The 12,431-nt window shown below is 68.5% G+C and carries 9 protein-coding genes; 2 read left to right on the top strand and 7 right to left on the bottom strand.

The window, feature by feature from the left end; genetic code table 11:
* Positions 1-12 precede the first annotated feature (12 nt).
* The 6 genes from A37U_RS0106965 to A37U_RS0106940 all read right to left on the bottom strand — a co-directional run bounded on the left by A37U_RS0106965 (position 13) and on the right by A37U_RS0106940 (position 8,009).
* Positions 13-1,173 (bottom strand): ABC transporter ATP-binding protein, encoded by a 1,161-nt coding sequence (locus tag A37U_RS0106965; RefSeq protein ID WP_020495901.1) that lies wholly within the window; start codon positions 1,171-1,173, stop codon positions 13-15.
* Between the two features lie 46 nt (positions 1,174-1,219).
* Positions 1,220-2,335, bottom strand: a complete 1,116-nt coding sequence (locus A37U_RS0106960; RefSeq protein WP_020495900.1) for an ABC transporter substrate-binding protein — start codon at positions 2,333-2,335, stop codon at positions 1,220-1,222.
* A gap of 16 nt (positions 2,336-2,351) precedes the next feature.
* Positions 2,352-4,115, bottom strand: coding sequence for an ABC transporter permease (locus A37U_RS0106955; RefSeq protein WP_157182719.1), 1,764 nt, complete (start codon positions 4,113-4,115; stop codon positions 2,352-2,354).
* A 215-nt stretch (positions 4,116-4,330) separates the two neighbouring features.
* Positions 4,331-5,380: a pyridoxal phosphate-dependent aminotransferase gene (locus A37U_RS0106950; protein WP_020495898.1), complete on the bottom strand. Its 1,050-nt coding sequence runs from the start codon at positions 5,378-5,380 to the stop codon at positions 4,331-4,333.
* 130 nt (positions 5,381-5,510) lie between these two features.
* Positions 5,511-6,191, bottom strand: a complete 681-nt coding sequence (locus A37U_RS0106945; protein ID WP_020495897.1) for a FadR/GntR family transcriptional regulator — start codon at positions 6,189-6,191, stop codon at positions 5,511-5,513.
* Positions 6,192-6,395: 204 nt separating this feature from the next.
* The gene (locus A37U_RS0106940; RefSeq protein WP_020495896.1) at positions 6,396-8,009 is read right to left on the bottom strand and encodes a thiamine pyrophosphate-binding protein; all 1,614 of its coding nucleotides are present in this window, start codon (positions 8,007-8,009) and stop codon (positions 6,396-6,398) included.
* Between the two features lie 113 nt (positions 8,010-8,122).
* On the opposite strand from A37U_RS0106940, the gene A37U_RS0106935 reads away from it, so the two are divergent.
* On the top strand, positions 8,123-9,283 hold the full coding sequence (locus A37U_RS0106935; protein ID WP_020495895.1) for a PucR family transcriptional regulator: 1,161 nt from the start codon (positions 8,123-8,125) through the stop codon (positions 9,281-9,283).
* A gap of 69 nt (positions 9,284-9,352) precedes the next feature.
* Entirely contained in the window at positions 9,353-10,741 is a 1,389-nt protein-coding gene (locus tag A37U_RS0106930) for an aldehyde dehydrogenase family protein (RefSeq protein ID WP_020495894.1), read from the top strand.
* A 48-nt stretch (positions 10,742-10,789) separates the two neighbouring features.
* Here A37U_RS0106930 and A37U_RS0106925 read toward each other — a convergent pair whose 3' ends face one another.
* Complete coding sequence (locus tag A37U_RS0106925) at positions 10,790-12,424, bottom strand: FAD-dependent oxidoreductase (protein ID WP_040587000.1); 1,635 nt, start codon at positions 12,422-12,424, stop codon at positions 10,790-10,792.
* Positions 12,425-12,431: the final 7 nt, after the last annotated feature.

Below are 12,431 nucleotides of genomic sequence, written 5' to 3'. Positions count from 1 at the left end.
CTGTTTCCGGCGTCAGCGGGATGTGACGGCGGCATCGGTCATCGTGGCCGGGCGGGCGTCCCCGGCCTGCTTCGCGCCCGCGTACGGGATGACAACGGCGCGGTCCGGGTTCACGGCGAGGGTGTGTTCCTCGCCCGCCGCCGGAATCTCGTCCGCGGACAGCTCCGAGGTCTCGATGCGCACACGCATCGGGAGCCCGTCGGCGTGGATCAGGAGGTTGACGGCACTGCCGAGGTAGGTCGTCCGCTCGATGGTCCCCCGAAACCTCCCGGTTCCGGGGCCACCGGGGCACTGCCGGACATGCGCGGCACGGAACGCGATGTCCGCGCGATCGCCCGCCGAGATCTCACCGGTCACGGTTCCGGAGAGCAGCAGCGAGGTGTCGTCCACGCGTACCTCGGCGGTCCTGTCGCGCACACCGGTGACGGTGCCCGGAAGAATGTTCTGGAAACCCATGAAATCCGCCACGTACGCGGAGTTCGGCCGGTCGAACAGATCGCTCGGTGTGCCGGACTGGACCAGGACTCCTTCACTCATCACGATGATCCGGTCGGACAGCGTGATCGCTTCCTCCTGATCGTGGGTCACGTAGACCGAGGTCGTCTCGAATCGGTTGTGCAGGGAACGAACCTGTTGCCCCATCTGATAACGCAGCTTGCTGTCCAAATTGGACAGAGGTTCGTCGTAGAAGATCACCCCCGGCCTGGCGGCCAGTGCCCTGGCCAGCGCCACCCGCTGCTGCTGACCGCCGGAAAGAGCGGTTGCCGGGCGCTTCCCGAACTCGGCGAGACCGACCGCCTCGAGCATCTCCTGCACCCGCCGGGCGCGGTCCCTGCCAGGCATCCTGGCGACCTTGAGCGGGTAGGCCACGTTCTCCGCGACGCTCAGGTGCGGCCAGAGCGCGTAACTCTGGAACACCATGCCGACCCGGCGCTTGTCCGCGGGAACGAAGGTGCGCCGCTCGGTGTCGACGAGGACGCGATCGCCCATGACGATCCGCCCCGAACTCGGCCGCTCCAGCCCGGCCAGGCAGCGCAGGGTCGTCGTCTTGCCGCAACCCGAGGGCCCGAGCAGCGTCACGAACTGCCCGGAACCGATCGTCAGATCCAGTTCGTGCAGCGCGGCCTTCGCGCCGTATTTCTTGGTGAGTGCGGATACCTGAACCTCGGTCATCGTGCTCTGCGCTTTCTCTTCGGCCGCTGTGGAAAGGGCGTCCGCGCTACTTCTTGAACGCCTTGTTGATGAATGCGAAGTAGGGCTTGTTGAACTCGGGCTTCGGGTTGGAGAACGGCAGTCGCGGCAGTTTGTCCAGCGGCGGCAGACCTTTCGGGCCCGGGGCCGCGGGCGTCCAGCCATAGGAGTTGTCCTTCTCGGCCAGTGCCCGCTGCCCTTCGGGCGAATAGAGCCAGTTGACGTACAACTGCGCCACCTCGGCGTCCGGCGCGTCCTTGATGAGGCACAGTGCCGAACGCGCCATGTAGTTCCCGCCGTCCTTCAGGGGGAACACCATGCCCAGCGGTGCCCCCTTCTTCTTCTGATCCTCGTAGTAGCCCTGGTACACGGCGATACCGACCGGGAACCGACCGCTGGCGACATCGGTGGGCACGACCTGTTCGGACTGCGAGACCTGCAGATTCTGCGCGGCCAGCCGCCGGACGTAGGAGTGCCCCCACTTCTGCTCGTTCTCCGGCAGCATCAGCGATTCCAGCGCGTACCGGATCCCGCCGGGGACGGTCATATCGCCGACCGCGATCTTGCCCTTCCACTTCGGATCGAGCAGATCGTGCCAGTCTTTCGGCGCGTCCTGCTCGCGCACCTGATCGGTGTTGTACACGAATCCGAAGTAGCGCAAGGCGAAGTAGGTGAGTTTGCCTCCGTTGTCGGTCGGAACCTTGAAACCCGCGTCCACGGTGCGCACATCCGCCGATGTGCAGATGTCTGGTTTCGCCGCCGCCTGAGGCGATTCGCCGCCCACGTAGACATCCGCGATCCGGTTTCCGCTCTCCGCCTCGGTGTCGAGCTTGGTGAGGATCTGGGCGTCGGCCTGGTCCTGCTGGAGCAGTTCGATCCCGGGAAAGCGTCTGGTGAAGGCATCGTTGAGTTTCTGGTTGGCGGACACCCCTGGCCCGTACAGCACCAGCCGGGTGTTGCCGTCCGCGAAGGCCTTGTCGTACAGCTGGTTCATGTACTTGTCCGCTTCTGCCGAGACACCGGGAACCCGGATCGGTACACGCGACTTGGCCGGGACCGCGGAGGAGCAGGCGGCCAGCGCGGCGAGCAGACCTGCGGTGAACGCCAGCGCGAGCCTGCGCGGTTTCGTGCGGGAGAACCTCATTGTTCTTCCTCTCGGATCAGTCGGTGATGCGGGATAGCGGGTTGGCGAACCGTTCGGTGCGGCCCAGGATCCGGCCACCCAGCTTCACGGAGAGCGCGGCGAGCGCCAGCACGGCGAACGCGGCGATCAGGATGATCATGAACAGCGCCGCGCCCTTGGCCATATCGCCGTCGAGGAACTGCTGGAACGCGGTCAGCGAGACCGGTTCGAGGCCGGGCGGAGCCAGCAGCATCGGCACGGCGAGGTTTCCGGAGATGAACAACGCGGAAAGGAACCATCCCGCGAGGAAACTCGGAATCACCAGCCGCAGCACAATCGTCAGCAACACGCGGCCCGCGCCCGCACCCGATATCCGGCCCGCCTCCTCCAGCTCCGGGGAAAGCTGGGCGAGCGCGCCCTCGGCGATCCGGCTGGAGACCGGAATGGTGGCGACGATGAGCACCAGTGTCATCAGGAATGCTGAGCCGTACAGGGCGCGGAAGGCGGGAATGTAGAGCACCGCGAACATGTAGGCGAGCCCGAGCACCACACCGGGCAGTGCCCACGGAATCCACACCGCGAACGAGGTGTAGCCACCGATGAATCCCTTGCGGCGCGCGGTGACGTAGGTGGTGAGCAGTGCGACCGAGATCGAGCCGAAGCCGCCGATGACCGCGAGCCACGCGGTCAGCGCGAGACTCGAGCTGAACCGTGGATCGGTGAGCATCGTGGCGTAGTTGTCGAGGGTGAGCCCGGTACTGGTGACCCCGAAGATCGGCTGGAGACTGCCGAGAATCATCGCGAACAGCGGGAGCAGGAAGTTCAGCAGCACGACCACGGCGATCAGGGCGGAGAGCACCCAGCGGACCGGGCCGAGCTCCTGCGGATCACGCCGCGAGGTCTTCCCGGTCAGCGTGGTGAAACTGCGGCCGCGCAACAGCCAGCGCTGAGCCAGGAACAGCAGCAGCACCAGCAGGATCAGCACGAGGGAAAGCGCGAACGCCTTGGTGTATTCGGCAGGCGCTTCGTCTCGGACGTACCGGTAGATCTCCGTGGAGAACACGAAGATGCCCGCCTGGCGGCCGATCACCTGCGGCCCGTCGAACGACTGGAACACCAGCACCGCGATCAGCAGCCCCGCGCCGGTGATCGCGGGCCCGACCGAGGGCAAGGTGACGGTGAAGAAGGTGCGCACCGTTCCCGCGCCACTGATCGCGGCCGCCTCGTCCAGCGACTGGTCCCGGTTCTTGAACGCGCCGAGCAGCAGCAGATACGCGAACGGCATGTACCCGAGCGAGGTCAGCAGGATCAGCCCGCCCCAGCCCTGGATGTTCATCAGCGGGCCGGACATGCCGAACGCCCGCCCGAGCTGGTTGAGCAGACCGTTCTGCGCGTTGCCGAGCATGACCCAGCCGAGCGTGTGGAACAGCGGCGGGACGAACAGGTTGATCACCATGATCGGGGTGAGCAGCCGCCTGCCCGGAACATTCGTATTGGCCGCGATCCAGGCGAACAGCCCACCGCCGACGACCGCGATCGTGCCGCACACGACCACGAGCACGACCGAATTCCACAGGGTGCGCCAGGTTTCCGGCGACTCGAAGGCCGCGAGGAGACCGCCGAAGGTGAGCGGTCTGTTGTCGGACGGCAATCCGTCGCGGAAGGCGCCGAGCACGATCATCGCCACGGGATAGACGAAAATCAGCGTGAGCCCGGCGAGCAGGGTCGTCTTGAGTGCCCCGCCGGTGACCGAACGGCGCATCGACGCCCGCCGGTCAAGCTCGAATCGGCTCTCCGTCACTGCCACGTCCCTTCCTGCGAACGGCAGGAGTCCCACCATGGGGACAGACCACTCCGTCCGTCATTCCTGTGAGCGTAGGAACCCGGCCGCCGCGGCTCATCGAACCGCGCTCCGAAGTCCTCCGGCGATCCTGCGACACCGTGTCGCAGCAAGCACGGACCCGGCGGCCTCGCCCGGCGGCGCATGCATCGGCGCCGCCGGACCACCGAACAGGCTCAGCGAAGGGCGGCCAGCACCGCATCGTTCTCCTCCGGCAGCCCGATCGTCACCCGAACTCCACCGGCCTGCTGGAACGGCCGGGCGAGCACGCCACGCGCTTCGAGCCGGGACGAGATGTCCGCGGCATCCCCGCGCAGGAAAAGGAAATTCGCCTGGCTGGGCACGAACGGAACGTTCCCGGCACGCAGCGTGGCCTCCACACGGACGCGTTCGGCGACGATGGCCGCGACCCGCTCGCGCAGCACGGCCGAACCATCCGGCCCCATCGTCGCGATGACGGCGGCCTCGGCCACGCTGTTCAGCGCGAACCCGACGGAGGTGCGGCGCAGTGCCTCGGCGATCCTGGGCGCGGCGGCCGCGTAGCCGACGCGGAGTCCCGCGAGGCCGTGTGCCTTGGACAAAGTCCGAAGCAGCACGAGATTCTCGAACTCCTCGAGCAGTCCGACCGTGGCGTCCACCGGCTCGGCGGACACGAACTCGCGGTAGGCCTCGTCCACGACGACCAGTACGCGTGCCGGAACGCGCCGCAGGAAATCCCGGATGTCCCCGGCACTTCGCAGCCCGCCGGTCGGATTGTTCGGATTGCACAGATAGACGATGCGGGTATCGGGGCCGATCGGGGCCAGCATCGCGTCGAGATCCATCGCGCCGCCGGTGTCGAGACCGACCTCCGTGGATTCCGCGCCGGCGAGCGAAAGCGCGGCATTGTAGGCCTCGAAAGACGGAGCAGGACGGACTCCGTGCACGCCCGGTTCACACACCAGCCGGGCGAGCGCGTGCAGCAGCGAGCCGGAACCGTTGTCGATCGCGATCCGTTCCTGGGTCAGCCCCATCGCCTCGGCGACCGCGGTGCGCGCGGCGCGGCGGTGGTAATCGGGATAGCGGTGGGCGTTCCGGACCGCGTCGGTCATGGCCGCGGTGACCGCACCCGAAGGCGCCCAGGGCATTTCGTTCTGGGACAACCGGATCGGTGGCAGTGTGCCGCGTGCCGAGCGATCCGGGGCGGCGAGCACGCGGTCGACCACACTGCGGAGCTCCAGCAGCATGCATCCTCCTCAGGCCGATGATTATCTGTAATGAATATACACAATTTTTGACGCGCGTAAATCCATTGCTCGTTCACCGAACCGAGCAGAACCGGGGGAATACCGAGCGGAACCGGAAAATGCCGCGGAGTCAGGAAGTCCGGCCGTCCGCCACCGGCCTGCGGTGCCGCGCGATCGCCGAGGACGCGAGCTCGTGGTCCCCGCGCACGACCGCCTCGGCGAAATCGAGGTGAGTCTGCAACCGTTCCGGAGTCGCCGGTGCGGTGACGCCCTCGAGCTGGGCGGCGACGATGTAGTCGACCAGATTCGTGTACAGGCTGCGCAGCAGTTCGTTCGGCGACACCTGGGCGATCCGCGCGTGCAGCGCCCACATGGCGGTGGGCGCCTCCGGGGAATCCCACGCCGCCCGCAGCGCTTCCGCGCACGCCGAGATCTCCGCGATGTCGTCCTCACTCGCGTTCTCCACCGCGTGCTGCAGCACCGATCCGTCGAGCGCGTCGAGGACGTGCAGGCAGTTCTCCACCGTCGCCTTTCCCTCACGCAGCCGGAGCAGCTGGTCGCTGAGCTGCGTGAAGGGCGAGCGCGTCGCGACGAAGATCCCGCCACCGGGGCCCGGTTTGGCGTCGACGATCCCCCGGGCGCGCAACAGCTGGATCGCTTCGCTCAGCGTGGCGGGTGCGACCCCGAAGCGCGCCATCAGCTCCTGCCGCCGTCCGACGAAATGCCCGGCGTCCCAGCCCTCCGAGACGATCTGACCCTCGAGCGCGCGGGCGATCTGGACGGCGGTGGCGGTGTTCGTGATCTGCGACAAGAAGTCCTCCGAGTACTCGATTCCGGCGACGCCGCCGGAATCGAGTCACGTGGTGACAACGAGCGGCGCACCGGATCACTACCCACCCGGCATCGTCTATATTGATAGTAGTGATTCTCCGCCTGCGTCACCACAATGGTACGGACCGTGTCGGAGGATCCCGATGCCGAACACCACCGGGGCACGGACCGACGCTCGGCCGGATCAGCGCTTCGGTTCGTGGATCAGCGGCCACGGGGAGGGGAACACCTCGACCGGCACCCGCACGATCGCCGGGCGCCGGGCCTCGATCGCGGCCGCCACGTGCTTTCCGACCGCTGCTGCGTCCTCGGCGAGCGCGGAGTCCAGCCCGAACGCCTGTGCCAGCGTGCCGAAATCGGGGTTGGTCAACTCGGAGCCGATGAACCGGCCGCCGTAGGTGTCCCGCTGAATCCGCCACACATTGCCGAAACGCGCGTCCTCGAACAGCACGGTCACCAACGGGATGCCGTACTTCTTCGCGGTCGCGAACTCCTGCATCGACCAGCCGATCCCGCCGTCCCCGGTCACCGCGACCACCGGACGCCCGCCCGCGCCGACCGCGGCGCCGAGCGCGGTCGGCATCGCGTAGCCGAGCGTGCCCTGATACCCGGGCCACACATAGGAGCGCGGCGCCCGCACCGGAAACCCGTACGTGGACACGTAGCCGATCTGGGTCAGCTCGTTGACGTAGACCCCGTCCGCGGGCAGCGCCGCACGGATCGCGTCCACGAACTCCAGCTGGGGAGCGACCTGCTGCCGGATCCGGGTCGCGCAGTCCTCCCGGATCCGGCGCAGCTCCGTGCCCCAGGCCGAGCGCGGCGTGAGCCGTTCCACCAGCGCGGTCAGCACCGCCACGGCATCGGCGTTGACCGCGAGGTCGGGACGGCGCGGCGCACCGAGGTCGTTCGCGTCGATGTTGACCAGCGCCAGCCGGGCGCCGCCGATGTTCAGCTGCTGCCCGAACGGCGTCAGGAACCGGCTGCCGAACGACACCACGAGGTCCGCCGAGGAACGCAGCTCCCACAACGCGAACGCGGGCAGGGCATGCGGATCCTCCGCGTCGATGGTGCCCCGGCCGTTCTCGCTCATCACCACGGGCGCGTCCAGCAGCTCGGCCAGCCGGGCCAGCAGCTTGAAAGCGCGCGGATCACGCATGCCGCCGCCGGTGTGGATCACCGGTCGGGTGCTCGATTCCAGCAACCGCGCGAGTTCGGCGACCCCGTCCCCGGGCACCTCCTGCGCCGGAACCGGAAACGGTTCCCCGGGGTCGAGGTCCGCGACCGCGTGCAGGAGATCGGGACCGAGCTCGAGCGCGACCGGGCGCGGCCGTCCGGTACGCAGCTGCCGGAATCCCTCGTGCACGAGATCCGGGATCTCCTCGACCCGATTCGGGCGCGCGGACCATTTCGTCAGGCCCTCGACGGTCTCGGTCTGCCGCGGAATCTCGTGCAGCGCACCGAGTCCCGAACCGACCAGCGGCGAGGGGATCGTCCCGGCGAGCAGCATCACCTGCGAGGAGCACGCGTACGCGGTCGCCATCCCGGCGCCCGCGTTCAGCACACCGGGACCGGGCACCACCATCGCCACGCCCGGCCGCCCGGAGGTGCGATAGTAGCCGTCCGCCATATAGCTGGTGGCCTGCTCATGCCGGGGCACGACCAACCCCAGTTCCGCACGCTTGCGGTACATGCCGTCGGTCAGCCCGTCCAGCTGAACCCCGGGAATGCCGAAAACCGTGTCGACGCCCTCGCTGATGAGCGCACTGGCGAGCGCGTCCCCGCCGGTCATCCGTGCCATGCGAACCCCTCTCGAAAATGTCTATAATGAATATAGATCAAATCTCCGGCGGCTGACAACGGGTACGGATCGCACTCGGCCGCGGGTACCGCAGCCAACCGGGAGGGCGAGCGATGAATCTCGAAGAACAGGTCCAGGCCTACGCCGACCGGCTCGGCAGGCCCATCATCGTGTTCGACGCGGACTTCACGGTGATCGCGTTCAGCGTGCACGACCGGGACGTCGACCATGCCCGGCTGACGATCATCTTGTCCCACAAGGGATCCTCCCGAGCCCGGGAGTCCATCCGGGATTATCGGGTCGGCCAGTCGGAAGGCCCGGTCCGCATCCCGCCACTGGACGGCGGCCAGTCCCGCCTGGTCGCCCCGGTCCGTTACGAGGGGCGACTGGTCGGCTACCTCTCCTCGACCATCCCCGAGGACGACGATCGCACCTATGCCGACGACGAGGAGCTTCGTGAACGCCGGGCACGGATCGGACTGCTGCTTGCCGCCATGGCACTGGGCGAACGGGAGGACCAGGACCGCGCGCTGCGCCTGCTCACCGCACTCTTGGAGGGCGAGCAGGAGCAGCGCGCCCGGGCGGCCGATGAACTGCTCGCGAGCGGCCTGCTCTCCCCCGTCCCGCATTACACGGTCATCTCGATCACCGGCCGGGCCCGGTCCGGGCCCGGCTCGGCGACGCTTCGACTGGCACTGGACCGGGCACTGTCGACCATCCCGGCCTTCCCGACCCTGCGGGCGGTCGGCGCGGTGCTCGGCGGAGCGGCCGTGTTGCTCGTGCCATACGAGATCGACACCGAACGACTGGCCGCTCTCCTTGCCCAGCCTGCCTTTTCCGGCCTGCGCGCCGGAGTGGGCGGCGCGCACACCCCGTTGTCCCACGCGCACCGCTCGCAGCGGGAGGCCCGGATAGCCCTGCGCGGCGGCGCGGACCCCGGGCACGGGAGCGTGATCCACTGGCCGGATCTGGGCCTGGATCGGCTGCTGCTGCAACTCCCGCTCGAAGACCTCGGCGCCGCCGACCTCCCGGACACGGTGCGCCGGCTGCTCGATACGCAGTCCGGCCCCGACCTCGCGCAGACGCTCGAGACCTACCTCGACCACGGCTGCGACGCGCAGCGCACGGCGCAGGCGCTCCATGTCCACCGCAGCACCCTCTACTACCGCCTGGATCGCGTGCGCGCGGTCGCCAAGGTCGAGCTCTCCGACGGAAGCCTCCGGCGAGAACTCCACGTCGGCTTACGGGTGGCCACCCTCGCCGGTCTGCGCTGAGCCCGCACCCCCTGGCCCCATTGCCCGCAATTGACTATATTGAATGTTGATTTTTAGGGAAGGTTTCGCATGAACACACTGCTGACCACCGCCTCGGTTCCGGAAGAGCGCGGGCGGCCGATCCTGGACGCCGCGACGCGGGAAGTCATCGGCCACGCACCGGTGCACACGGTCGGGGAGCTGAACGCCGCGGTGTCCGCCGCCGCTGCCGCGCAGCCCTCCTGGGCCGCGCTGGGGCACGCCGAACGATCGCGGCTGCTGCACGCGATCGCGGACGACCTCGATGCGCAGGCCGAGGAACTCGGCGAGATCATCACCCGGGAACAGGGCAAGGCAGGCGGGGCAGGAGAAGCGCACGGCGCCGCGCACTGGCTGCGGACCACGGCGGACCTGGTGCTCGAACCGCAGCTGTTGCAGGACGACGGCAGCTCGCGCACCGAGCTGCACCATGTCCCGCTCGGTGTGGTCGCCTCGATCGGCCCGTGGAACTTCCCGGTGATGATCGCCGCGTGGCATTTCGCACCCGCACTGCGGATGGGCAACACGGTGGTGCTCAAACCATCCGAGAACACCCCGCTGAGTGTGCTCGCGCTCGCCGGGATCCTCCGCCGTCATCTGCCGGAGGGCGTGCTGACCGTGGTCTCCGGGGATCGCGAGGTCGGCGCGGCACTGGCCGGGCATCCGCGGATCGCGAAGATCGTGTTCACCGGTTCCACCGCGACCGGCCGCCGTATCGTGGAAAGCTCGGCGGGCAACCTCGCCCGGCTCACCCTGGAACTCGGCGGGAACGACGCCGCGATCGTGTTGCCCGGCACCGATGTCGGCGCGGTCGCCGATCAGTTGTTCTGGGCGGCCTTCATGAACACCGGCCAGGTGTGCGCCGCGCTCAAGCGGCTCTACGTGCACGATTCGCTCTACGCCGAGCTTGTCTCGGCGCTGGCCGAACGCGCCGAGAAGGCAACCATGGGGCCGGGAACGGACAAGGCGAACCGGCTCGGTCCGGTGCAGAATCCCGCGCAGTTCGCGATCGTGTCCCGGCTGGTCGCCGAGGCCCGTGAGCGCGGGGCCCGCATCGTCACCGGTGGCGCGCCCGCAGCCGAACTGGGGCCGCTGTTCTATCGGCCCACCATCATCGCCGAGGTCGAAGACGATGCCGCCGTGGTCGCCGAGGAACAGTTCGGCCCGGTACTGCCGGTGATCCGGTACACCGAGGTGGACGATGCGGTGCGCCGGGCCAACGCCACCGAGCAGGGCCTCGGCGCTTCGGTGTGGGGCGCCGATCCCGAGGAAGCGGCCGCGGTGGCGCAGCGGATGGAGGCCGGGACCGTGTGGGTCAACCAGCACGGTGGTGTCGATCCGGGGATCCCGTTCGGCGGCACGAAGTCCTCGGGCTACGGGCTGGAGTTCGGCGTGGAGGGCCTGAAAGCCATGGCGGCCACCAAAATCATCCGCCGCTGACCCGGCGAATGGGCGGGGCCATCGGCGGCCCCGCCCGTTCGCGGCTGATCACCCACCCGCGCCGCGCAGCTTTTCCCACAGCCGCGCCGACGTCTCCCGGTCCGGCGGGACACCGCGCCAGATCACGGTCTGGTCCTGCCGGATCAAAGTGACCGGTTCCCGGTACTGGGGCGCCAGGACATCCGATTCGAGAACGGCGAACGGGATCCCGCGGCGCCTCGCCTCCGCCGCGAGCACGGTGACCTCGATGCCGCCCGGGACGACGGCCGTGTAGCCCGGCGACAAGTGGTCGTACAGCGAGGATCCGTCGGCCAGGGTGCAATGCGGCGCACGGCAACCGGGCACCGTGGAGGGAACGTAGTCGCCCATCGTGTAGCCGGGTGCCTCTTCCCCGTCGTAGGCGATGATCGGTGAACCGTGGTAGGCGTACCCGTAGTTCAGTCCTGCGGCGGCGAACTGCGGCTCGTTCAACGCCCGCATCGCGGCGCCGAACGACCGGCGCGCGGCCTCCCCTTCCGGAGTGGGTTCCTCGAGCGCGCCGGGAATTCCTGGCCGGGCGAGCTTGCGCTGGTGATCCATCGCGAACCGGGAAACCTGTTCGGTGATCGGCCAGCGCTCGGCTTCGTAGGCGTCCAGGATCCCGTCTTCGGCCCAGCCGCCGAGGCACGCGCCCAGCAGCCAGGTCAGGTTCAGCGCGTCCGCGATCCCCGCGTTCATCCCGAAACCCGCGAACGGTACCCACAGATGGCAGGCGTCGCCCGCGAGGAACACCCGCCGGTCGCGGAAGCGGTCGGCGAGCAGGCGGCGCGCGATCCAGTCCTCCTTCGAGACGACCTCGTACTCGAACATCTCGTCCACCCCGAGAATCGCTCGGATCGCGGCATCCCGGTCGACCGCTCCCTCGGTCTCGGCTTCCTCCGGCGACAGATAGGTGTGCACCAGAAACATCCCGCGACCGTCGATCGCGTACACATGGCCGACGCGGCGGGCGTTGAACGTGTAGTAGCCCCATGCCCGCGGTTCCCTGGCCGTCATCCGGGAATACAGCTCCGGCGCGCGGATGCAGGTGGACTGCACGTGCTGCAGCACCGGATCGCCGCCGAGTTTCGCGCCGATCTGTTTGCGCACCGGCGAACGCCCGCCGTCGGCCCCGATGAGATAGCGGACCCGGATCGTGCGTTCGTGCGCGCCACCGGCATCGCACACGACGGCGGAAACCGAGGACGAATCCTGGGCCAGTGAACGGAAACGGACCCGATTGAGCAGCGTCACCCCGGGGGCCCGCGCCACCTGCCTGGCGAGGATCGGTTCCAGGAAGGTCTGGTTGATCCGGTGCGGCGGTTCCGGTGTCGCCCAGCCGGTGTCCGGCCCGGTCCGCGAGGTGTAGCGTTGCCCGCTCGCCGGGATCGGGATGCGCGCGAATTCCCGTCCGGTCAGCGAGGTCCGGAAGGCCACATCCTGTGGATAGTCCCGCGGGAGCCCGGCCGCGCGCACCTCGGCCGCGATCCCGAGCCGCCGAAGACTCTCCATGGTGCGCGAGGCGACGTGATTGCATTTGACGCTCGGCGGTTCGAGAAAATCACGTTCCTCGACGAGGATCACCGAAACCCCGCGGCTGCTCAGATCCAGCGCGGCGATCAGGCCGACCGGGCCCGCGCCGATGATGAGGACGTCCGCGTCCATGCTCGCT

The sequence above is a fragment of the Sciscionella marina DSM 45152 genome, assembly GCF_000379465.1.
GTDB classification, from domain to species: domain Bacteria; phylum Actinomycetota; class Actinomycetes; order Mycobacteriales; family Pseudonocardiaceae; genus Sciscionella; species Sciscionella marina.
Note: the sequence above shows the minus strand (reverse complement) of the source record. Positions and strands in the feature narration are given on the sequence as shown.

What these genes read in the sequence shown, in the direction of transcription:
- A37U_RS0106965 (WP_020495901.1), bottom strand. Translation starts at nt 1,173, where the DNA reads ATGACCGAGGTTCAGGTATCCGCACTCACCAAGAAATACGGCGCGAAG.
- A37U_RS0106935 (WP_020495895.1), top strand. Translation starts at nt 8,123, where the DNA reads ATGAATCTCGAAGAACAGGTCCAGGCCTACGCCGACCGGCTCGGCAGG.
- A37U_RS0106940 (WP_020495896.1), bottom strand. Translation starts at nt 8,009, where the DNA reads ATGGCACGGATGACCGGCGGGGACGCGCTCGCCAGTGCGCTCATCAGC.
- A37U_RS0106925 (WP_040587000.1), bottom strand. Translation starts at nt 12,424, where the DNA reads ATGGACGCGGACGTCCTCATCATCGGCGCGGGCCCGGTCGGCCTGATC.
- A37U_RS0106950 (WP_020495898.1), bottom strand. Translation starts at nt 5,380, where the DNA reads ATGCTGCTGGAGCTCCGCAGTGTGGTCGACCGCGTGCTCGCCGCCCCG.
- A37U_RS0106960 (WP_020495900.1), bottom strand. Translation starts at nt 2,335, where the DNA reads ATGAGGTTCTCCCGCACGAAACCGCGCAGGCTCGCGCTGGCGTTCACC.
- A37U_RS0106930 (WP_020495894.1), top strand. Translation starts at nt 9,353, where the DNA reads ATGAACACACTGCTGACCACCGCCTCGGTTCCGGAAGAGCGCGGGCGG.